The sequence below is a fragment of the Roseobacter litoralis Och 149 genome, from assembly GCF_000154785.2.
Classification (GTDB): Bacteria; Pseudomonadota; Alphaproteobacteria; order Rhodobacterales; family Rhodobacteraceae; genus Roseobacter; species Roseobacter litoralis.
On the sequence record NC_015730.1, the window covers coordinates 1,483,175 to 1,504,800 of the forward strand.

At 58.4% G+C, this 21,626-nt stretch carries 24 protein-coding genes; 11 read left to right on the forward strand and 13 right to left on the reverse strand.

Annotation, left to right across the window (positions count from 1 at the left end):
• Nucleotides 1–80: 80 nt before the first annotated feature.
• Entirely contained in the window at nucleotides 81–581 is a 501-nt protein-coding gene (gene coaD, locus RLO149_RS06970; RefSeq protein WP_013961377.1) for a pantetheine-phosphate adenylyltransferase, read from the forward strand.
• A 175-nt stretch (nucleotides 582–756) separates the two neighbouring features.
• Here the strand turns inward: coaD and gap are convergent, their stop codons facing one another.
• Entirely contained in the window at nucleotides 757–1,755 is a 999-nt protein-coding gene (gap, locus tag RLO149_RS06975; protein WP_013961378.1) for a type I glyceraldehyde-3-phosphate dehydrogenase, read from the reverse strand.
• 223 nt (nucleotides 1,756–1,978) lie between these two features.
• Between gap and RLO149_RS06980 the strand changes: the two genes are divergently transcribed.
• Nucleotides 1,979–2,968: a DUF808 domain-containing protein gene (locus RLO149_RS06980; RefSeq protein ID WP_013961379.1), complete on the forward strand. Its 990-nt coding sequence runs from the start codon at nucleotides 1,979–1,981 to the stop codon at nucleotides 2,966–2,968.
• 210 nt (nucleotides 2,969–3,178) lie between these two features.
• Here RLO149_RS06980 and tkt read toward each other — a convergent pair whose 3' ends face one another.
• On the reverse strand, nucleotides 3,179–5,224 hold the full coding sequence (gene tkt, locus RLO149_RS06985; RefSeq protein WP_013961380.1) for a transketolase: 2,046 nt from the start codon (nucleotides 5,222–5,224) through the stop codon (nucleotides 3,179–3,181).
• Nucleotides 5,225–5,498: 274 nt separating this feature from the next.
• Here tkt and RLO149_RS06990 point away from each other — a divergent pair, with 274 nt between their 5' ends.
• Nucleotides 5,499–5,990 (forward strand): hypothetical protein, encoded by a 492-nt coding sequence (locus RLO149_RS06990; protein ID WP_013961381.1) that lies wholly within the window; start codon nucleotides 5,499–5,501, stop codon nucleotides 5,988–5,990.
• Entirely contained in the window at nucleotides 5,990–6,382 is a 393-nt protein-coding gene (locus RLO149_RS06995) for a cell division protein ZapA (RefSeq protein WP_011569116.1), read from the forward strand. The genes RLO149_RS06990 and RLO149_RS06995 overlap by 1 nt, the downstream gene beginning before the upstream one ends.
• Nucleotides 6,383–6,435: 53 nt before the next feature.
• On the opposite strand, the gene grxD is transcribed toward RLO149_RS06995, so the two are convergent.
• From grxD to RLO149_RS07010, 3 genes are read right to left on the reverse strand one after another with little or no spacing between them, the layout of a single operon-like run.
• Entirely contained in the window at nucleotides 6,436–6,798 is a 363-nt protein-coding gene (gene grxD / locus RLO149_RS07000) for a Grx4 family monothiol glutaredoxin (RefSeq protein ID WP_013961382.1), read from the reverse strand.
• A complete protein-coding gene (locus RLO149_RS07005; protein ID WP_013961383.1) occupies nucleotides 6,795–7,112 on the reverse strand; it encodes a hypothetical protein in 318 nt (105 codons plus the stop codon). Before RLO149_RS07005 ends, grxD begins: the two co-directional genes overlap by 4 nt.
• Before the next feature lie 3 nt (nucleotides 7,113–7,115).
• On the reverse strand, nucleotides 7,116–7,352 hold the full coding sequence (locus RLO149_RS07010; protein WP_013961384.1) for a BolA/IbaG family iron-sulfur metabolism protein: 237 nt from the start codon (nucleotides 7,350–7,352) through the stop codon (nucleotides 7,116–7,118).
• A gap of 153 nt (nucleotides 7,353–7,505) precedes the next feature.
• Here RLO149_RS07010 and RLO149_RS07015 point away from each other — a divergent pair, with 153 nt between their 5' ends.
• The 5 genes from RLO149_RS07015 (at nucleotide 7,506) to RLO149_RS07035 (ending at nucleotide 13,445) form a co-directional block, all read left to right on the forward strand.
• Nucleotides 7,506–8,474, forward strand: a complete 969-nt coding sequence (locus RLO149_RS07015) for an XdhC family protein (protein WP_013961385.1) — start codon at nucleotides 7,506–7,508, stop codon at nucleotides 8,472–8,474.
• The gene (locus tag RLO149_RS07020) at nucleotides 8,471–9,484 is read left to right on the forward strand and encodes a molybdopterin-binding protein (RefSeq protein ID WP_013961386.1); all 1,014 of its coding nucleotides are present in this window, start codon (nucleotides 8,471–8,473) and stop codon (nucleotides 9,482–9,484) included. The genes RLO149_RS07015 and RLO149_RS07020 overlap by 4 nt, the downstream gene beginning before the upstream one ends.
• A gap of 107 nt (nucleotides 9,485–9,591) precedes the next feature.
• A complete protein-coding gene (locus RLO149_RS07025) occupies nucleotides 9,592–10,077 on the forward strand; it encodes a (2Fe-2S)-binding protein (RefSeq protein ID WP_013961387.1) in 486 nt (161 codons plus the stop codon).
• 104 nt (nucleotides 10,078–10,181) lie between these two features.
• Nucleotides 10,182–12,554: a xanthine dehydrogenase family protein molybdopterin-binding subunit gene (locus RLO149_RS07030; protein ID WP_013961388.1), complete on the forward strand. Its 2,373-nt coding sequence runs from the start codon at nucleotides 10,182–10,184 to the stop codon at nucleotides 12,552–12,554.
• Between the two features lie 99 nt (nucleotides 12,555–12,653).
• Complete coding sequence (locus RLO149_RS07035) at nucleotides 12,654–13,445, forward strand: FAD binding domain-containing protein (protein WP_013961389.1); 792 nt, start codon at nucleotides 12,654–12,656, stop codon at nucleotides 13,443–13,445.
• 234 nt (nucleotides 13,446–13,679) lie between these two features.
• On the opposite strand, the gene RLO149_RS07040 is transcribed toward RLO149_RS07035, so the two are convergent.
• Nucleotides 13,680–14,465 carry a GNAT family N-acetyltransferase gene (locus RLO149_RS07040; RefSeq protein ID WP_158308141.1) on the reverse strand — a complete coding sequence of 262 codons (786 nt, stop codon included), beginning with the start codon at nucleotides 14,463–14,465 and terminating at the stop codon, nucleotides 13,680–13,682.
• A 52-nt stretch (nucleotides 14,466–14,517) separates the two neighbouring features.
• On the opposite strand from RLO149_RS07040, the gene RLO149_RS24020 reads away from it, so the two are divergent.
• A complete protein-coding gene (locus RLO149_RS24020) occupies nucleotides 14,518–14,658 on the forward strand; it encodes a hypothetical protein (protein WP_217517513.1) in 141 nt (46 codons plus the stop codon).
• A gap of 118 nt (nucleotides 14,659–14,776) precedes the next feature.
• Here RLO149_RS24020 and infC read toward each other — a convergent pair whose 3' ends face one another.
• From infC to cysG, 7 genes are all read right to left on the reverse strand, one after another.
• The gene (infC, locus tag RLO149_RS07045) at nucleotides 14,777–15,271 is read right to left on the reverse strand and encodes a translation initiation factor IF-3 (protein ID WP_013961391.1); all 495 of its coding nucleotides are present in this window, start codon (nucleotides 15,269–15,271) and stop codon (nucleotides 14,777–14,779) included.
• Between the two features lie 270 nt (nucleotides 15,272–15,541).
• Nucleotides 15,542–16,390, reverse strand: a complete 849-nt coding sequence (locus tag RLO149_RS07050) for a ferredoxin--NADP reductase (protein ID WP_013961392.1) — start codon at nucleotides 16,388–16,390, stop codon at nucleotides 15,542–15,544.
• 81 nt (nucleotides 16,391–16,471) lie between these two features.
• Nucleotides 16,472–16,885, reverse strand: coding sequence for a DUF934 domain-containing protein (locus tag RLO149_RS07055; protein WP_013961393.1), 414 nt, complete (start codon nucleotides 16,883–16,885; stop codon nucleotides 16,472–16,474).
• On the reverse strand, nucleotides 16,882–17,643 hold the full coding sequence (locus RLO149_RS07060; protein ID WP_013961394.1) for a phosphoadenylyl-sulfate reductase: 762 nt from the start codon (nucleotides 17,641–17,643) through the stop codon (nucleotides 16,882–16,884). The genes RLO149_RS07055 and RLO149_RS07060 overlap by 4 nt, the downstream gene beginning before the upstream one ends.
• On the reverse strand, nucleotides 17,633–19,297 hold the full coding sequence (locus RLO149_RS07065) for a nitrite/sulfite reductase (protein ID WP_013961395.1): 1,665 nt from the start codon (nucleotides 19,295–19,297) through the stop codon (nucleotides 17,633–17,635). The genes RLO149_RS07060 and RLO149_RS07065 overlap by 11 nt, the downstream gene beginning before the upstream one ends.
• A complete protein-coding gene (locus RLO149_RS07070) occupies nucleotides 19,290–19,595 on the reverse strand; it encodes a DUF2849 domain-containing protein (RefSeq protein WP_013961396.1) in 306 nt (101 codons plus the stop codon). The genes RLO149_RS07065 and RLO149_RS07070 overlap by 8 nt, the downstream gene beginning before the upstream one ends.
• Nucleotides 19,595–21,022, reverse strand: coding sequence for a siroheme synthase CysG (cysG, locus tag RLO149_RS07075; RefSeq protein WP_013961397.1), 1,428 nt, complete (start codon nucleotides 21,020–21,022; stop codon nucleotides 19,595–19,597). The genes RLO149_RS07070 and cysG overlap by 1 nt, the downstream gene beginning before the upstream one ends.
• 136 nt (nucleotides 21,023–21,158) lie before the next feature.
• On the opposite strand from cysG, the gene RLO149_RS07080 reads away from it, so the two are divergent.
• Nucleotides 21,159–21,620: an Lrp/AsnC family transcriptional regulator gene (locus RLO149_RS07080; protein ID WP_013961398.1), complete on the forward strand. Its 462-nt coding sequence runs from the start codon at nucleotides 21,159–21,161 to the stop codon at nucleotides 21,618–21,620.
• Nucleotides 21,621–21,626 lie beyond the last annotated feature (6 nt).

A 21,626-nucleotide genomic window follows, 5' to 3' on the forward strand; every position in this document is an offset into this window, starting at 1 on the left:
TTGCAAACTCACTTACAAGTACTTGCAAATAGCAGCTAACAGTGGTCGTCTGGCCCGTATTTAAACGACAGGAGGGCCTGATGCGCGTTGGCCTATATCCCGGTACCTTTGATCCCATAACGCTGGGACATATCGACATTATTCGACGCGCGAGCGGGCTGCTCGACAAATTGGTGATCGGTGTTGCGATCAATCGTGACAAGGGACCACTCTTCAGTCTTGAAGAACGGGTGGCCATGGTGGAGGCCGAATCCATCAAGATTGCGGCCCTGACCGGACTTGAGATTGTGACACACCCCTTCGAGAACCTGCTTATTGATTGTGCGAGCGACGTCGGAGCGACGGTCATTGTGCGGGGGCTGCGCGCGGTGGCGGATTTTGAATATGAATATCAAATGGTGGGCATGAACCGGCAGCTTGATGATACCATCGAGACGGTGTTTCTCATGGCCGAGGCAGAGCATCAGGCCATCGCGAGTAAGCTGGTCAAGGAGATCGCACGCCTGGGCGGTGGCGTTGAAAAATTCGTCACACCCGAAGTGAACGCAGCCCTTCTGAAAAAGTTCGGTAGGGATAGTTGATCTATCACCTGAGAAACACGTCGCAAATATCTGATTTTATCATGAAATACGTTCTTTAAATACTGGCTGAGTGGCGCGTGTCGAACTGGTATTCTGAGCCAGCAAAACAGTAATTGCCGCGCCTGACGAGACGCGGCAATTATCAGAGAATTGTATTAGCCAAAGGCCCTGCGTGTTACAGGCGACCCATCGCCACCGCAACGTCGGCCATCCGCGCGGAGAACGCCCATTCGTTGTCATACCACGCCATGACACGCACGGTGCGCCCGCCGACCACTTTGGTCTGATCCGGTGCGAAAATGCAGCTGTGTTCTGTATGGTTGAAATCCACCGACACTTTGGCCTCATCGTCATAGGCGAGCACACGGGACATATGCCCCAAAGCCGCATCCTGCAGCGCTGCGTTGACTTCGTCGACGGTGACGTCGCGCCCGGCTTCGAAGGTCAGATCGACCGCCGAGACGTTAGGGGTTGGCACACGCAGAGCCGTGCCATCCAGCTTGCCCGCGAGGTTGGGCAGGACTTCTCCGAGGGCCTTTGCGGCACCGGTCGAGGTCGGGATGATGGACATGGCCGCCGCACGTGCGCGGTATAGATCATCATGGCGCCGGTCCAACGTTGGTTGATCCCCGGTATAAGAGTGAATCGTGGTCATCACACCGCGTTCAATGCCGAAGGCTTCATCAAGAACCTTAGCTAGCGGGGCAAGACAGTTCGTTGTGCAGGAGCCGTTCGAGACAACCGCGTCCTTTGAGATCATGTCGCGGTGATTCACACCAAAGACGACCGTGCGGTCGACGTTCTTGGCAGGGGCGGAGATCAGCACCCGCCCGGCACCCCGTTCGATGTGTGTTTTGGCTTTGTCACCGTCATTGTGCTGCCCGGTGCATTCCAACACCACATCAACACCTTCCCAGTTCAGCTCGTTCATATCGTAGCTGGACATCATGCGAATGGGTCCGCGCCCGAGGTCCATCGTATTGGCGCCGGTCACGATTTCGCCCGGAAAGCGACCGTGCACGCTATCGTATTTTAAAAGATGCGCGGCGGTGGCCAGCGGCCCGGTGGCGTTGACGGCGACCACGTCGATGTCGTTGCGCCCGGAACTCACAATATGGGCCAGCGTACAGCGACCGATACGGCCAAACCCATTGATACCTACTTTGATCGTCATTTCACCTGTCTCCACATCACGCCTCATCAGGGGGCTGTATAACGCCCCTGTGGCCTTCGGGGAATGACTAAATCGACGTGTTTTCCGTGTGTTAGCGTTAAACCTGCTGTCGCCTCACCCCATGTTTGCGCCAACAAAAAGCGAAGGTGGTAAATTGTCTTTGATACAGCGACAGTCTAACACAGGGTTGGAAACAGGGAGTCGCATCCGTGCGGGCATATCAATGAGCGGACTTTTGGCATTACTGGATGATGTTGCTGGCATCGCAAAAGTCGCCGCCGCCTCGGTGGATGATGTGATCGGGCAGGCGGCCAAGGCCGGGTCCAAGGCGGCGGGTGCCGTGATTGATGATGCTGCCGTTTCGCCGAAATATGTGCAGGGTTTTTCTGCCGAGCGTGAGTTGCCGATCATCTGGCGCATTGCAAAAGGGTCGATGATCAACAAACTTGTCTACCTGTTGCCCGTCGGTCTGGCGCTCAATCATTTTGCCCCATGGGCGATTGTGCCACTGCTGATGCTGGGTGGGGGCTATCTGTGTTTTGAGGGGGCGGAGAAAGTCGCCCATGCCCTTGGGATCGGCGGGCATGGGCATCTGGACTACCCGCAGGCCGCTGACGAGGTCGAAGATATGGCGCACCTCGAAGAGGAAAAAGCCAAAGGCGCCATCAAAACCGATTTCATCCTCTCGGCAGAAATCATGACCATTTCACTGGCCGCGATCCCCGAAAGCAATTTCTGGATGGAAGCGGCGACACTCGCCACGGTGGCTGTCATGATCACAGTTGCGGTTTATGGTGCCGTGGCCATCATCGTAAAGGCGGACGACGTGGGGCTGGCCATGGCCGCCAAGGGCCGCAATGCCGTGCTGCAGGTTCTGGGGCGTGGCATTGTACGCGCCATGCCGCATGTGATGAAAGCGCTCACGATCATCGGGACAGCTGCAATGCTGTGGGTCGGCGGAAACATCGTCGTGCATGGGCTGGAGGCGTTGGGGGCAGGGTGGCCGTATCACGTCATTCACGATCTGGCCTATGCGGTCGGGCACAGTCTGCCGGACCGGTTTATCGGCATCGGTGAATGGGCCACGACGGCGCTGTTGGATGGTATTCTGGGGTTGATGCTGGGTCTTGCGCTGATCCCTGTGGGGGAAAAACTCGTCACGCCGCTGTGGCGCGCGGTCTTCAGCAGGGGCAAGGCAGGCGCTTCTCATTGACGGTTGTGCCTTGTGCGCAATGTTTGGGTGCGGGTCCTGAAGCGACGTAATGTCCCGCAGGCATCTACAGTCACCGGGAAAAGCATGATGGTCTGTATCAGGCCACGGCCGCCCAATATTGGGTGCTATATCACTCATTGAGACGCGCGATACAAAAACGCCGCGATGGGATATCGCGGCGTTTTGATCATGATCCCCGAAAGTAACCGGCTAGATGCGCGTATCTGGTTTCCAGTTGCCCGCCACCAGATCGCGGACTTTCTGCGCTGTGGCCTCTGCGGTGATGCCCAGTTCCTTGAACAGAACATCCGCGGGCGCGGAGGCGCCGAAGTCGTGCATGCCGATGAAACCCGATTTCTCGCGCTTTCCCCGTTCCCCAAAGAGCCAGCGGTCCCAGCCCATGCGGATGCCCGCCTCGATCGCCACACGGACCGGGCCGCCGGGCAGGACACGTTTGCGCAAGGCTTCGTCCTGCTCTTCAAAGAGTTCCCAGCAAGGCATGGACACAACCCGCGTGCCGATCCCTTCGGCGTGCAGAATATCGCGCGCTTGCATGGCCAGTGACACTTCCGATCCGGTTGCCATCAGGATCGCCTGACGTTTGCCGATGGCGTCTGCCAGCACATAGCCCCCTTGGGCAACCATGTTCTTGGTCTTGTGCTCGGTGCGGACCGTCGGCAGGCCCTGACGTGTCAGCGACAAAACGGATGGCGTGCTTTTGCTTGATAGTGCCAGCTCCCAAGCTTCTGCAGTCTCAATCGTATCTGCGGGACGGAAGACATAAGTGTTGGGTGTCGCGCGGCTGATCGCAAGATGTTCAACCGGTTGGTGGGTAGGTCCGTCCTCGCCCAGTCCGATGCTGTCGTGGGTCATCACAAAGACCGTCGGGATTTTCATCAGTGCCGCCAGACGCATGGCCGGACGCGCGTAGTCCGTGAAACACATGAACGTACCGCCATAGGGCCGCAGCCCGCCGTGCAGGGCCATGCCGTTCATGGCGGCTGCCATACCGTGTTCGCGGATGCCCCAATAGACATAACGCCCGCCGCGATTATCGGTGTCAAAGACGCCCAGATCGCTGGTCTTGGTGTTGTTTGACCCGGTCAGATCAGCCGATCCGCCAACAGTTTCGGGCATGATCGGGTTGATGACTTCCAAGACTTTTTCGGAACTTGCGCGGGTGGCCAGTTTGGGCGCGCCCTCTGACATCTGTTTTTTGAACGCCTTGATGGTTGCGCTCAGCTTTTTGGGCACATCCAGGGCATAGGCACGATTGAACGTCTCGCGCTTGCCGCGGGGCAGGGTGTCAAAGCGGGCTTCCCACGCCTCGCGGGTCGATTTGCCCCGCGCACCGATGGCGCGCCAGCCGTCCATAACGGCATCGGGCACTTCAAACGGACCGGTTGTCCAACCCCATGCGGCCTTCGCTGCGGCGTTCTGCTCATCATTGGTCAGCGCGCCATGCCCCTTTGAGGTATCCTGCGCGGCGTGCCCCAGCGCGATATGCGTTTTGCAGGCAATCATCGTTGGTTTCTGATTCTTCTTCGCTTGGGTAAGGGCTGCGTCGATTTCCTTGGGGTCATGGCCATCAATTTCGATCACATCCCAACCGGCAGAAACGAAACGTCCGACCTGATCCGTGCGGTCCGACAGGCTGACGGGGCCGTCGATCGTGATGTTGTTATTGTCCCAGAGCACAACCAGCTTGGACAACTGATGGCGCCCGGCAAGGGTGATCGCCTCCTGGCTGACACCTTCCATCAGGCAGCCGTCACCCGCGATGACATAGGTGTAGTGATCCACGACCTTTTTGCCATAATGCGCGCGCTGGATCTCTTCGGCCATGGCAAAGCCCACGGCGTTGGAAATACCCTGACCCAAGGGCCCGGTCGTCGTCTCGATGCCGGTTGCATGGCCATATTCCGGATGACCCGCCGTGATCGCGCCCCACTGGCGGAAATTCTTGATCTGCTCCAGCGTCATGTCTTTGTAGCCCGTCAGATGCAGCAGCGCGTAAAGTAGCATGGAGCCATGGCCTGCCGACAAAACAAAACGGTCGCGGTCCGGCCAGTTTGGCGCGGAGGGGTCAAAGTTCATGTGCTTTTCAAAGAGCACCGTTGCCGCATCTGCCATCCCGATGGGCATGCCCGAGTGGCCCGAGTTTGCGGCAGCTACGGCATCAAGGGCCAAAGCGCGAATTGCATTTGCTTTGGACCAGTGGTCCGGGTGCGCCGCGGCGCGTGCTTTGAGATCCACGAAGAGGTTCCTTTGTCGGCTGTAAACCCGCAGTACCGGGCGTTTTTATTCAGGGCGATGTTGAGCCGCTGCATACCAGTCCGCCCGCAAAGATCAAGTGCTGGACGGGCCAAACCAAGCTGCTCACTTGAAGAGATAGGCGCAACCCGTTGAAGCAATTGAAAAGCGCATTTGTTGTGTGGTTGCGATAGGGGTACGATTACCCAAACAGTTGTCGATTCGCCAAATCGGGCAGGGTGATGGAGCTGATGAACAGAAGACACATGAGGTGGGAATGAGTGATATTGAAGAGTTGAATGGCCGAATTATGGCTGCCATGGACCGTGTGGCGCAGGGTGTTGATGCGCTTGGCAAAAACGACACGGGCCAGATGCAGGCCTTGCAGCAGGCGCTGGACGAAGAAAAGCAGGTGAATGCGCAACTGTCCGAGCGCGTTCGGGTGCTGGCGGAGCGTCAGGATCAGGCAATTGGTGCTTTGGAAACCAAGGCCGAAGAGGCCACATCGCGGGTTGCCGCGCTGGATGAAGAACTGCAAAAACTCAAGAAAGCGAATGGGCTCTTGTCTGATGCTTGCGGTGCCTTGCGCGAGGCCAATGCAGAGGGCGTGGGGGACGCGACCCTGATCAACAAGGCAATGGAGGCTGAGTTGGACGCCATCCGCGCCATGCGCAGTGCCGAGGTTCTGGAAGCCGATCAGATACTTTCAGCCCTGACGCCGCTGTTGGCCGCAAGTGCCACATCACAAGACACAGAGGAGGCGCACTGATGCCTGAGGTACAAGTTTCCATCGGCGGGCGTGAATTCGAGGTCGCGTGTCAGGAGGGCGAAGAGCATTACCTGCATACCGCCGCCAAGATGCTGGATGATGAGGCGCAGGTGCTGGCACAGCAGGTCGGACGTTTGCCCGAAGCGCGCATGTTGTTGATGGCCGGTCTGATGCTGGCGGATAAAACCGCGAGCGTCGAAGACCGTGCGGCCGAAATTCAGGCGCAGCTGGATGAAACGGAGGCCGAGCTTTCCGCGCTCAAACAGCAGCGCGCCGAACCCGAAAAGATCGAAGTTCCGGTTGTGCCGCAATCCGTGTCGGACACGCTGGCCGAACTGGCGGCACGGGCCGAAGCACTGGCCGCGTCGGTTGACGAAAAAGTCGCGGGTTAGATAACAATAGCGCTGCCGGGGAGGCAGCGCTTTGTAAGATTACAGCGGTTATTTTAGCCGTTGGCCTCGCGGATTTTATCCGCGGCATCCTTGTCAAACTCCACACCGTTTTCGGCAAAAAGCGTGTCCAATTCGCCCGACAGTGTCATTTCGGTGATGATGTCGCAGCCGCCAACAAATTCGCCTTTTACATAGAGCTGCGGGATCGTCGGCCAGTCGGAAAATTCCTTGATGCCCTGGCGGATCGTCTCATCTGACAGCACGTTTACGTCGGAAAAATCAACTCCCATGTAGTTCAGCACACCCGCGACGCGGCTTGAAAACCCGCATTGCGGCATCTCTTTTGTGCCCTTCATAAAGAGCACGACATCTTTGGCGCTGATGGCTTCCTGGATTTTGCTTGTTGTCTCGGTCATTTTGAGGTGCCTTTTTTCTGGTTGTACGCGCGATGATACCGCGCTGCGTAAGTTTCATCATCTTTCAGCGGGGCCACCGGGGTGTCCGCGATCTTGAAAAATCCCGATGTGTCTTTGGCTCGAACGATCGGTGCGTTCACCCGCTCCAGTGATGCATTTCGCCGGTTTACGGAGTCGATGACAGACATATCAATCGCTTCAAGCCCCAAGGGCGTTTGGCCCGTCTGATCGCCAATCGGTTGCGGTTGACGATAGGACAGGGGCCGCCGCTGGCCGGGTCTGAACGGATATGTCAGCCAGTGCCACAGGGTCATGGGTCAGTCCGGCGCCTTTGTTGTCAGCGCAAGCGCGTGCAACTCACCCTGTGAGCCGTCCATTTTCCCTTTGAGGGCCGCATAAACCGCGCGCTGTTGTTGCACCCGGTTCTTGCCGCGAAAGCTCTCGTCTACGACCATTGCGGCCATATGCACGCCGTCATCCCCGTCAACCTGAATGGTCGCATCGGGAAAGCTCTGGCGCAAAAGCTCTTCGATCTCGTGGGCTTGCATGGGCATGGTCTGGCTCCCTTTCGTTTTGCAGGTTAGATGTAGTCGGAGGCGCGCGTCGGAACAAGATGTCAATTTGACCGACAGGGTGCATATTTCGAGACGGAACCATGCGTTTGCGTGCCACATGCTGCACAAAAGCCGGGTCGGGGGAGAAGCAAGATGGATGTTTTTGAAAACGCACCGGAACAGGCGCTGGCCTGGCATCAGGCGGGGCGGGGTGCCGTTTTGGCCACTGTGGTTGAGACATGGGGCTCTGCGCCACGCCGCACGGGCGCGCAGTTGGTGATCGCGGGGGATGGGGAAATGCAAGGCTCCGTCTCAGGCGGCTGTGTCGAGGGGGCCGTTGTACTTGAGGCTATGGAGGCGCTGGAGAAAGGCGAGCAGCGCTTGCTGGAATATGGCGTCAGCGACGGGGATGCGTTCGCGGTTGGGCTGGCGTGCGGCGGCACGATCCGCGTGTTGGTGGAACCTGTCGGATCAGTTTTCCCGGCGGATATTCTGGCGGCGTTGGTCGCGTCACGCGCCGCACGTCACGTTGCCGCCTATGAGGTCAACATAAATACCGGAGCGCGCCGTCTGGTGCAGGACGCCTACCCGGAGCGGTTCGCGCGGGACCAGTCCGGGTTCGAGGCAGAAGGCGCGGTTTTTGTGGCTATTCACAACCCGCCTTTGCGCCTTGCCATCGTGGGGGCTGTGCATATTGCGCAGGCGCTGGTGCCGATGGCGCGCATTGCCGGATATGACCCGGTGATCATCGATCCGCGTGGTGCATTCGGCTCGCAAGCGCGTTTCCCGGGTGAGAAGATTCTCGCGGACTGGCCCGATGAAGCCTTGGCTGAGGTTGGACTGGATGCGCGCACAGCGCTGGTTTTGCTGACCCATGATCCGAAACTGGACGATCCCGCGTTGCATCTGGCGCTGAAATCTCCGTGTTTCTACATTGGCGCGCTGGGATCGAAACGCACCCACGCGGCTCGGGTCGGGCGGTTGCAGGACGCTGGGTTCACTCAGCCAGAGATCGCGCGCATTCATGGACCTATCGGGCTGGATATCGGCGCATCAGGTCCGCCGGAAATTGCCGTGTCCATTCTGGCTGAAATGACGCAAAAACTAAGGCGCGGCGCGTGAAGTTCGGGCCTGTCCCCTTAAGTGACGCCGAAGGGGCCGTTCTGGCGCATTCGGTTGGGCTGAATGGCAAAAAACGTCTGCGCAAAGGACGAAGCCTTGATGAAGGCGACATCAGGGCGCTTGAGGCTACCGGCCTCACAGAGGTGATCGTCGCCAAGCTGGACCCGGAGGACGTGCATGAAAACCCGGCGGCACAAGCGCTTGCCGAGGCTTTCGTGCCAAATTCCGCGGCGCAGGGGTTGGAGTTGACGCAAGCATTCACCGGTCGGGTGAACCTGCTGGCAAAGGGCCCGGGCGTTGTGCAGCTTGACGTGGCCGCGATTGAGGCTGTGAACAGGATACACCCGATGATCACGATCGCGACGGTGCCGCCCTTTCAGCAAATGCAGGGCGGCGGGATGGTCGCCACCATCAAAATCATCTCATACGCCGTGCCGCGCGCGGCGCTTGAAGCGGCCTGCGCGCAGGCAAAGGCTGCCATCCGCCTGATCGCGCCGCAGGTGCAAAATGTGCGCCTCTTGGTCAGTGATATTGAAGGGGGGGCGGGGGACAAAGGTTGGCGCGCCATCGCGCAGCGTGTGGCCGCTTTTGGTCTCGAATTGCCGCGCCCCGTTGTCGTGCCCCATTCTGTTCGCGCGCTGGCCAAGGCGCTGATTGCCGAAGCAAGCGATCTGACCCTGATCCTGACGGGATCGGCCACGTCAGATATCGACGACGTTGCCCCGCAGGCGGTTCGGGAAGCGGGGGGCACGGTCGGTCGCTTTGGCATGCCGGTCGATCCGGGCAACCTGTTGTTTATCGGAACGTTGGGTAAACGGGCTATCATTGGCTTGCCGGGATGCGCGCGATCCCCGGCACTGAACGGCGCGGATTGGGTCATGGCGCGGATGATCTGCGGTGTTGCGGTGACGGATGACGACATATCCGGGATGGGTGTCGGGGGGCTGCTTAAAGAAATCCCGACACGCCCGCTCCCGCGCCGCGCCGCCGCTTTGAAACCAGTGGATTGAAAATTTTCGCTCATGCGACTTAAGTCGATGAAATTAGTGGTTCTCATAGCGCCATCGTCGTGCTTAACTCACGCCAAACAAATAACCAAGCTACTAGGGAGGAAGCCATGGCACAGGTCTCAATGACTGTGAACGGCAAAGCCGCGTCCGGTGAAGTCGAAGGACGCACGCTGCTGTCATCATTTTTACGCGATCAACTCAATCTCACCGGCACGCATGTGGGCTGCGACACAAGCCAGTGTGGCGCCTGTGTCGTTCATGTGAATGGCGAAGCGGTCAAAGCCTGCACGATGCTGGCCGCCGAAGCGCAGGGGGCAGAGGTTGCAACCATCGAAGGTGCGGCGAACGCAGACGGGTCTTTGAATGTGCTGCAACAGGCGTTTCAGGATCACCATGGGTTGCAGTGCGGGTTTTGCACGCCGGGCATGGTCATGTCGGCGGCGGCCTTGCTCAAGGAAAACCCCAAGCCAACCGAAGCCGAGGTGCGCGACTACCTCGAAGGCAATATCTGCCGCTGCACGGGCTATCATAATATCGTCAAGGCGATCATGGCGGCATCCGGTCAGAACGTCGACAGTATCGCTGCCGAATAAGCATTCATGCGCGTGCCGTGCGTCGGTGGCCCCCGTGCCGCTGCGTACCCATGCCGCGCCAGCCGGGTGAGGGCAAGCTTACCGCAAGTTAAGGGAGAAGTATTATGCCAAAAGATGGAGGCATTGGTGCCAGTTCAAAGCGCCGCGAAGACGTCCGGTTTCTGACCGGAGCAGGGAATTACACAGACGACATCAACATCCGGGGGCAGGCACATGTGTTTTTCCTGCGCTCTGACGTGGCGCATGGCACACTGAACAAGGTCGATACCGCCGCCGCCGAAGGGATGCCGGGCGTGGTCCGGGTGTTTACCGGCGCGGATTTTGAAGCCGTGGGCGGCATGCCCTGTGGTTGGCAAATCACCGATAAACACGGGCAGCCGATGCTGGAGCCAAAGCACCCGGTGCTTGCCCATGGCAAAGTGCGCCACGTGGGTGAACCAATCGCGGCGGTGGTTGCTGACACGCTGGAGCAGGCGCGGGATGCAGCAGAGGCGATTGAACTCGACATCTCCGAACTGCCCGCAGTGATGGATATGAAGGTGGCGGTCACGGATGCCTCGCCCAAAGTGCATGATGATCTGACGTCAAACCTTTGTTATGACTGGGGTTTTGTTGAGGAGAACAAGGCGGCAACGGATGAGGCATTTGAAAAGGCGGCCCATGTCACCACGCTGGAACTGATCAACAACCGGCTGGTCGCCAACCCGATGGAGCCGCGCGTGGCCGTCGGCGATTATTCCCGCGGCACCGGTGATCACACGCTGTATACCACATCGCAGAACCCGCATGTGATCCGCCTGCTCATGGGCGCTTTCGTGCTGGGCATACCGGAGCATAAGCTGCGTGTCGTCGCGCCCGACGTGGGCGGTGGTTTCGGCACAAAGATCTTTCACTATCAGGAAGAGGCGTTCTGCACCTTCGCCGCCAAAGCCTGTAACCGACCCGTGAAATGGACCTCGAGCCGCTCAGAGGCATTCATGTCGGATGCTCATGGGCGCGACCACGTGACCAAGATTGAGCTGGCGCTGGATGCGGACAACAACTTCACCGCTGTGCGTACGGAAACATTCGCCAATATGGGCGCTTATCTGTCGACGTTTGCACCCTCTATCCCGACGTGGCTGCATGGCACGTTGATGGCGGGCAATTACAAGACGCCGTTGGTCTATGTGAACGTCAAGGCCGTGTTCACCAACACCGTGCCGGTGGATGCCTATCGCGGCGCTGGCCGCCCCGAGGCGACGTTCCAGCTGGAGCGGGTCATCGACAAGGCAGCACTTGAGCTTAAAGTCGATCCGGTGGAATTGCGGCGTCAGAATTTCATCACGGAATTCCCCTACGCCACGCCCGTCGCCGTTGAATATGACACCGGTGATTACCACGCAACGATGGACAAGGTGCTCGAGATGTCGGACCGCGCCGGGTTCGAGGCGCGCCGCAAGGAGAGCGAGGCGCGTGGCAAGCTGCGCGGCTTTGGGATCAACTGCTTTATCGAGGCCTGTGGCATTGCGCCGTCGAACCTTGTGGGGCAATTGGGCGCCCGCGCGGGTCTCTATGAAAGCGCGACTGTGCGGGTCAACGCGACCGGCGGTCTCGTGGTGATGACGGGCAGTCACAGCCACGGGCAGGGGCACGAAACATCCTTTGCGCAGGTGGTGGCCGATATGATCGGCATTGACGAAAACATGGTCGAGATCGTCCATGGTGATACGGCAAACGCGCCGATGGGCATGGGCACATATGGCTCGCGCTCCATCGCCGTCGGCGGGTCTGCCATGGTGCGGGCGACCGAGAAAATCATCGCCAAGGCCAAGAAGATCGCCAGCCACCTGCTCGAAGCCTCTGAGGGGGATATCGAGCTCAAGGATGGGGCGTTTTCGGTCGCAGGTACGGATAAATCCGTAGCCTGGGGGGATGTGACGCTGGCCGCCTATGTGCCGCATAACTATCCGCTGGAAGACATCGAACCGGGCCTCGAAGAGACCGCGTTTTATGATCCGTCAAACTTCACCTATCCGGCCGGGGCCTATACCTGCGAAGTGGAAGTGGACCCGGAGACGGGTGTTGCGACCATCGAGCGGTTCGCCTCTGCGGATGATTTCGGCAACGTCATCAACCCGATGATCGTGGAAGGTCAGGTGCATGGCGGGATCGCGCAGGGCATCGGTCAGGCGCTTTTGGAAAACTGTGCCTATGACGAAAACGGTCAGCTGCTGACGGCGTCCTATATGGATTACACGATGCCGCGCGCGGATGATCTGCCGGAGATGACCCATTACACCGTGGATCACTCCTGTCAGACGCCCTGCACGCACAATCCACTGGGCGTGAAAGGCTGCGGCGAGGCGGGCGCGATTGGTTCCCCGCCGACGGTGATCAACGCTATCGTGGATGCGTTGCGCTCCGGCGGACATGACATCACACATATCGACATGCCCGCTACACCGGCGCGGGTATGGGCGGCAATGCAAGGATGATCCCGCTGAAAGGGGTGAGGGGTGCTGCCTCTCGCCCGTTTCAGGGAGTTTTAGGTCAGGGAAACGGATTGCGATTCCCGGCTTTGGAAAGGAAAGACAATGTATAACTTCGATGTGGAAATGCCTGCCAGTGTTGGCGACGCGGTCGCTGCAATGGGCAAGGAAGATGCGCAGGCTCTGGGGGGCGGTCAGACGCTGATCCCGACGCTGAAACAACGCCTCGCAAGCCCGAGCGTTCTTGTCAGCCTCAGCGGCATCGCTGAGATGAAGGGCGTGTGCAAAAATGATGATGGCCTGCTGTGTATCGGCGGGGCGACCACCCATGCCACCGTGGCGCGCGACGCGGCGGCCAGCTTTCCCGGCCTCGCGGGACTGGCCAGTCATATCGGCGACCCTGCCGTGCGCAATCGTGGCACGATCGGGGGCAGCCTTGCCAATAATGACCCGGCGGCTTGCTATCCTGCGGCAGCATTGGGTGCCGCGGCGACTATCGTGACAAACGCCCGCGAGATCGCAGCGGATGACTATTTTCAGGGGATGTTCACCACCGACCTTGAAGAGGGCGAAATCATCACTGAGGTTCGCTTCCCGATCCCCGAGGCGTCAAACTATCAGAAGTTCCTGCAACCGGCCTCGCGGTTTGCGCTCGTGGGCGTGTTTGTCGCCAAAACCAACGATGGTGTGCGTGTTGCCGTAACCGGCGCGAGCAACGATGGTGTGTTCCGCTGGACGGAGGCCGAAGCGGCCCTGTCGGCGAATTTTGCGCCCGAAGCGCTGGACGGTCTGACGGCGGACAGCGACGATATGATCAACGACCTGCACGGCACCGCAGCCTACCGGGCGCATATTGTTGCCGTTATGACGAAAAGAGCTGTTGCGAACGCGTCGTGAAGTCTATCCGCAGCAGTCCGTGCCGTCGCGCGGCGGGCTGCTGCACCGAGTGTCCAACATAAGCCGATGCGCAGCGTTTGTTGCTGAAAATATCCTTGAACCTGATCGGTGGCGAAGTTTCAGAACGGCCAAAAAACGCGGACTTGCAACCTATCCTGACCGGCACGTTTTGATCAGGGCGGTGTTGGTGCAGTTGGCGTGTTTGCGTCAAGGATTAGTGGTGATTCGGACCTGTCACATACCGGGCATACGGATCCACGTACCGCCCAAGGCCCGCACCTGTGCCCCGCTGCCAATTTTGAAACGGGCAAGGCCCGGCGCATTTTCGGTGTCAACAGTGCCAATATCCAGTCGTGTGACGGATCTTTCGGCGAAGTAATCTGCGGCGTGCATCAACAATGCGTAATGGGCATTGGCGCCGCGGCCAGCAGAGCTGGTCCATCCCAGATGATAGGTTGCCACAGGACCATGTTCCAGGAACAGCATCGCTGCAACGGGGTTGTCTTTTTGCCTGGCCGTGAACAAAATCACTTTGTCCCGGTTTGTCGCCGCATAGGCATGAATAATGCTATGAGGAAGAGCGCGAAACCCTTTTTGACGTTGTTGGAGGCGATCTTCCGTCAACAGCCAGTCATGCACGGTCTGATCGAAAGATGCGTGTTGCAGCTTGAGCGCGGATTTTTGCGATTTGCGCCACGCATTTCGCCACTTCCCAGTGGCCTTTGTCAGCCAACCCGTGTCGCATAGGTTGAGTTCCGCGACATGTGCGGGCGTCATGATGCGGCGAAACCCGGCCTCATAGTAAATGTCGCTCGGGTATTCCGCGTTTATGATCCGAAGGGGGGAGCGGCGCAAAGCGTCTGCATCCTCTACATTCCAGAGGGGCCCGCGTGGTGCAAAAGCAATCCCAAAGCGTTTAATCATCTGCGTTGGGGCAGCACCGCTGATGCTGATCCTTTGAACGTTCGTACCAAGCCTTTTGAGGGCTTCGCCAAAGATTGGATGTTGTTGAAGGGGCATTTCCATCAATCCATTAAGGCTCTGGAAACCTAAAACATGGTTAATGTCCTTGATGAAAAAGACACGTTTCAAATCCGTCGCCGGAATACTGGCTCCTGCTGTGCGTCCGACGCCATTAGGCGCTGCGTTGCTGGCTGCGGTGATTTCGGTGCCGATAGGTGCAGTGCTTTTTTTGGCTGAACTTTTTCTTTGAGGCTCAATGCGCGCCTGGTTGAAAACCGCTCTTGATCGTTTGTTCCTGCCGCCCCAACGCAAAACGCCCTGACCGTTGGGACAGGACGTTGGGTTTGAATAGCGTGTGTGAGGGTCGGCTACCTCGGAAGTGGCCCGATCAGCATAACCATCTGGCGGCCTTCCATCTTGGGGAAGTTCTCCACGCGGCCCGCTTCCTTGGTGTCTTCGGCGACACGCTCCAGCAACTCGCGACCAAGGTTCTGGTGCGCCATTTCGCGTCCCCGGAACCGCAATGTGATCTTTACCTTATCGCCGTTTTCCAGAAATTTGAAAACATTGCGCATTTTGACATCATAGTCATTGGTGTCGGTATTGGGCCGGAATTTGACCTCTTTGATCTCGATGATCTTTTGCTTTTTCCGGGCTTCGCTCTCTCGCTTTTGTTGTTCATATTTGAACTTGCCGAAATCCATGATCTTACACACGGGCGGGTTGGCATTTGGCGAGATTTCGACCAGATCCAGCCCGGCGTCATTCGCCATTTCCATGGCACGTTCGGGTGTGACAACGCCGACGTTTTCACCTTCGGCCCCGATCAGTCTGATATCTGACCCTCGGATTTTTTCGTTCACGCGTGGACCGGTTTCCCGTTGCGGCGGCGCGTTGTGTGGTCTGCGAGCGATGATGTTCTTCCTTCAATTGTTCAACGAAACTGCGCTCATAAATTAGACGCAGGTCGGTGCTACTTCAAGCTGCAAATGCAGGACAAGTGGATGAAAAGCGACCTGAGTTCGCTTAGCATCTCGCTTTGATGTTGCAAACCCACTTTTTAGGTCGGCGAGCGCTGTCACCCCCGGACCGTCCGTTTTTGGCTGGCTGACATCGACAGACAGCTTGGATAGTCAGTCAAGAAAGGCTTTCTCAACCACATATTGCGCTGGTTTCGAATTTGCCCCTTCTTCAAGGCCATAGCCTTCGAGCAGGTCTTTAATTTCCAGATTGAACGCAAGGTTGCCGCATACCATGGCACGATCCGTCTCTGGGGACATCGGGGAAACCCCGAGGTCCGCAAAGACATCGCCCGAGCGCATCAGGTCGGTGATGCGCCCCATCTTCGGGCTTTCTTCGCGGGTGGTTGTCGGATAATAGCGCAATTTCTTGAGGTAATCTTCGCCGATCAACTCGTTCAGTAATTCATCGGCTTTGATGCTCTCGATCAGATCGGCACCATATTGCAGTTCGCCGACTTCGCGGCAGGTGTGGGTGATGATGACCTCGTCATAATCTTCATAGGTCTGCGGGTCGCGCAAAAGCGACGCAAAGGGGGCAAAGCCGGTGCCGGTGGCAAAGAACCAGATACGTTTGCCGGGCAGCAAGGCATCATGCACCAAAGTGCCGACTGGTTTGGGACGCAGGATGATCTCGTCACCGACCTGAATGTGCTGCAACCGTGAGGTCAGCGGGCCGTCTTGCACCTTGATGGAGTAGAACTCCAACTCATCGTCCCAAGACGGGGAGGCGATCGAATAGGCCCGCATCAAAGGCTTTTGTTTGCCGGTCTTGGGGTCAGGGTCGCCCATCAGGCCGATCATCACAAACTCGCCGGACCGGAACCGCAATGACGCAGGGCGCGTCACGCGAAATGAAAACAGGCGGTCTGTATAGTGCTGCACAGCGGTCACGGTTTGCGCGTCGGGCAGGGTGGGGACTTTGGTGGCAGTTTCTTTGTTCACGGTAGCTTGCTCAGTCATAAATATGTCAAGGCAGGCTTACACCTGCCGCACCTTTTTAGAAAGTGTTTTCGGAATATTGAAGCAGGACGCTTTGCCGCGTTACCCGGTGGCTGTACCGCGCAGACGGTTTTGATAGTCATGCGCCTGCCAGTTGGCACGGAACTGCCATTGCTCTTCAGGTTGGCGTTTTGCAAGGTTTGCGTCAATCTCGACCTCATCAAAGCCGGCACGCCGCGCCATCGCATATTGATCCGCGAGCACATGTCCACGCGCCCGCAGCCGCCCGGTGTAGCCGCGCAGACGCAAGGCGCGCGCAATCGTAAAACCGCGCCCGTCCGCCGAGGAGGGAAAATCAATGCGCACCATGTGAAGGCCGTCACAAATCGGGATCTGGTTTGGATCTGCATCCGAGGGCACATCCAGCGCTTCGGCGTCATTGGCGGCACCAAGAGCCACAAAACCCTCGGTCCAGTCGTCCGAGGCAAAGCCGGTATCAGTCACGATGACAGTCATATCATATCTCCTTGGCGGACCGCTTTGCCGTTCACAAAATGGATACCGCATTCGTCTTTTTCGGTGTTGCGCCAGCGTCCGGCGCGCGCGTCTTCGCCGCTGCGTACCGGTGAAGTACAGGGCGCACAACCGATGGATGGGTAGCCTTGCGCGACCAGCGGGTGCCGGGGCAAACGGTTTTCAGCAATGTAATCGGCCACGTCCCCGGCTTGCCAATAGGCGAGCGGGTTCACCTTGATGCGGCCGGTCTCCGCCTCGATCTCGAAATGTTCAAGTGCTGCACGTTGGCCGGATTGATAGCGTTTGCGCCCGGTGATCCAGCCATTGCTGCCGGCCAACGCCTTTTGCAACGGTTCGGTTTTGCGCAAGGCACAGCATCCGTCCGGGTCATGCAGGTGCATCGTGCCAGTTGGGTCGCGTTGCGCGATATCGGCGCTGCGCACAATCCGCAGGTTGCGCAGGCCTAAACGCTCCGCAAGTTCCTGCTGATAGACCAGCGTCTGCGTGAACAGCATTTCTGTGTCCACAAAGATCACCGGTATGTTGCGATCCACCATGGAGGCCAGATGCAACAAGGCCACCGATTCCGCCCCAAAGCTCGACACGAGGCTGAGCGGTGTGATTTCGGCCAGAGCCACCCGCAAGACATCCACCGCCCCATGATGGCGCATGCGCGTGTTCAAATCCTGCACAAGCGTCTGCAGGCCATCGGCAAGGTCGGTGCGCTGGTCTAATGGCTGCGCCTCATCAAGCGGCATCAGCCTGCACCTCTGGGTAAAGGGCCGCTTTGAAAGGGGCGAGACCGATGCGGCGATAGGTTTCGAGGAAGGTTTCCTCGGGTGCGTGGCGCAATTCAAGATAGGCCATCACGATCCGCTCGACCGCGGAGGTGATCTCTTCGGCCGAGAAACCGGGGCCTGCACGCTCGCCGATTGTCGCGTCCTCTGATCCGTCGCCACCCAGCGTGATCTGATAGTTTTCGACCCCTGCACGATCAAGGCCCAGAATGCCAATATGGCCCACATGGTGATGGCCGCAGGCATTGATGCAGCCCGATATCTTGATCTTGAGCGGTCCAATGTCATGCTCAAGCTTGAGGTCATCAAACCGGGTCGCGATTTCTTGCGCAATCGGGATCGAACGGGCCGTGGCCAGCGCGCAATAATCCATCCCCGGGCAGGCGATGATGTCCGAAATCAGCCCGATGTTAGCCGTGGCCAACTGCGCCTCTTTCAGCCGTGCATGCAGTGCGGGCAGGTCGGATTTATGCACATGCGGCAGGATGACGTTCTGTTCATGACTGATGCGCAATTCGTCATGCCCATAGTCCCGCGCGAGATCTGCCATGACACGCATCTGTGCTGACGTGGCATCGCCGGGTGTGGCGGCATGTGCCTTGAGGCTGATCGAAACAATCGCATACCCCGGCGCGCGGTGGTCCGTCAGGTTGGTGTCGGCCCAAGACCGGAAGACCGGATCGTTGGTATAGGCCGCTTCGAACGCCGCCAGAGACTGTGTTTTGAACTTTGGTGCTGCGAAATCCGCCTCGATCCCGGCCAGAAGCTGCTGGTCAATACCACCAAATTGCGGACGGATCAGTGCATAGCGCTCTTCGACCCGCGCGCGGAAATCATCGATGCCGTTTTCATGGACCGTGATCTTGATGCGCGCTTTGTATTTGTTATCACGCCGTCCCAGCAGGTTGTAGACGCTTACAATGGCTTCGAGATAGGGCAGCAGGTCTTCGCGCGGCAGGAAATCCTTGAGCACTTTGCCGATCATCGGTGTGCGCCCAAGGCCGCCCCCGACGATAACTTCGAACCCGGCCACGCCGTCGCGTTCCAGCATGCGCAACCCGATGTCATGCGCCTTGGTCACTGCGCGGTCATTGGGGGATCCGGTCACGGCGACTTTGAATTTGCGGGGCAGGAACTGGAATTCCGGATGGTCGGTGGACCATTGCCGGATCAGCTCAGCAACCGGGCGCGGGTCAGCAATTTCGTCTGCTGCGGCCCCGGCGAAATGATCTGCCGTCACGTTTCGAATGGTGTTACCGGACGTCTGAATGGCATGCATCTGCACCTCGGCAAGCGCGTCCAGCATGTCCGGTATGTCGCGCAATTCAGGCCAGTTGTACTGGATGTTCTGCCGCGTGGTGAAATGGCCGTAGCCCTTGTCCCAGCGGTCCGCAATATCTGCCAGCTTGTCCATCTGACGCCCGTTCAGCGTACCATAGGGAATGGCGACCCGCAGCATATAGGCGTGCAGTTGCAGATAGAGCCCGTTCATCAGGCGCAGGGGTTTGAACTCATCTTCGGTAAGCGATCCGTCAATGCGACGCTCCACCTGCGCGCGGAACTGCGCGTTGCGCTCCTTGATGAAGGCACTGTCAAAATCGGTATAGCTATACATTGCTCAATCCTTCTTGCTTGCCATGGGCATAGTTGGAGGGGCCGCGTGCGCGGAAATCTTCGCGAAAATGGATGGGCTTTGGGGTGTCCTCGTTGGGATCGATGTCCGCCAAATAAGCGCCGACCACCACTGAGTTTTGTTGGGCGGCATCAATCAGGCGGAGGTCTGCATCCGCTTCGTCCGTCAGAACTTCGGCCTCGGCCAGATCGCGTGTCCAGCCGGTGGCCGTCTGATAGATTACGTCGCCTTTCAGCAAGTGATTTGCGGTGACGACTTTGGGATTGAACGCTTTGGGCATCAGAGCGCCTCCTGTGCATGTGCGGGCGGGGTGTGAGAAATCAGCGAGGGTGCAAGATCCGTCACCGCAGTGGCTGCCTTGCGTTTGGACAATCCATAAAATGTCAGGGCAGGGCCGGACATTTCTGCGGCCGACAGGGCGGCGGGCAGTGCATCCAGCGTCGTTTCAACGATCCGCTGATCGGGGCGGGATGCGTTCTCAACCAAAGTGACAGGGGTGTGGCGGTCTGCGCCGTGCATGATCAGCCGACCCTGCATGAAGCGCGCAGACTTCTTGCCCATGTAAATCGCGGCTACTTCGCCGGGGCGGGCCAAAGCAGCCCAGTCGTGATCAGCAAACCCGGCAATGTTGTGCCCGGTGAGAAATCGCACCGAAGAATTGCGCCCGCGTTTGGTGAGGCTCTGACCGATGGCGGCCACGGCTGCCGAGGCTGCGGTGATACCGGGCACGATCTCCCAGCTGATATGATGCGCATCAACCGCGTCAATCTCTTCGTCCAGCCGCCCAAACACGGTGGCATCGCCGGATTTGAGGCGGACAACCTGCGCCCCGGTCCGCGCGTGCTTCACCAGCAGCGCGTTAATGTCCTCTTGCGGGGTGGAGGGGCCGAAACCTTCCTTGCCCGCATCAATCATGATGGCTTCCCGGCGGGCCAGCTCAAGAATGGGCTGACTGATCAGGCGGTCATAGATCACCACATCCGCTTCATCGAGAGCGCGTTGCGCCTTAATGGTCAGCAGGTCGGGATCGCCGGGACCGGCACCAATGAAATGCACATGACCGGGGCGCGCCTTGCGGTTCAGATGATCGGCAAGCAGGCCGTCCAAGCCATGGCGAACAGCAACCTCGCCTTGTTTGATCGTTTCGGGGCCGGTTTCAAAGTAAAACGCGCGCCAGAAATCCCTGCGTGGGCGGCCAAAGGGGAGTGCATCTGCCGCTTTGCGAAAGGATTTGCCGATTTTTGCCAGCGACCCCAGGGAGACGGGCAGGCGGCTTTCCAGATCCGCCTTGATGGCGCGGGCCAGAACGGGGGCGGCGCCTTCAGTGCCGATGGCGATGGTGACGGGATCCCGGTCGACAATCGCCGGCGTGATGAACTGGCTGTCCTGCAGATTATCCACGATATTGACCAGTGCACCGTCAGCCCGCGCGATGGCCGATGTGCGCGCATCTTCTGCGTTATCTTCGTCCGCGGCATAAAACAACGCGGCACAGAGGGTATCACCAGGAGCCAGAGCCCGGCGGTTCAGCGTCAGCTTTCCTTCCTCCTCCCATTTTTGGATTTCCGGGGCGGCCGTCTCGGCAAACACAGTGATGTGTCCGGTGGTTTTGAGCAGCAGCCGCAGTTTTGCTAAAGCAGCCTCGCCACCGCCCGAAACCACGATGCGTCGGCCGTGCACGCGGAGAAAAACAGGAAAATGATCCATATTGATACCTCAAAGTTCTTACCCTCAATATAGAATAAAATTCCAAATATGCGCCATATAGGATGCTTGAAAAGAACGAATGTTCTCTTTATGCTGTGTGGGAGAACAGTGAAACACAATGGGGCGTGTATTTGGAATGTCAGTTCGGATTGATGAGACAGACCGGAAAATTCTTGGAGCGCTCCAGCAGGATGCGAGCCAGTCTCTGGATGAAATCGCGGCAAAAGTCGGGTCTTCAAAGACACCGGTGTGGAACCGGATTCGCAAGTTGCGGGAGGCGGGGGTCATTGGCCAGCAAACGGTCGTGCTTGATGCGGAAGCGCTGGGGTTTGAGGCGTGCTTTTTCGTGCTGATCCGCACGTCGGAACATGAGGCGGAGTGGCAGGCGGCGTTTCTGAAAGCGTTGCGCGAACGGCCAGAGGTGCAGGAGGCGCATCGGCTGGCAGGAGATATCGATTATATCCTGAAAGTAAGAGTAAAGAATGCGCGCGCCTATGATGCCTTTTATCAGGCGCTGATCTCGGAGGTGCGCGTCCACAATGTAACGGCGCTCTTGTCTATGGAAGAGATCAAATCAACCACGATGCTGCCATTGTAACTTGAT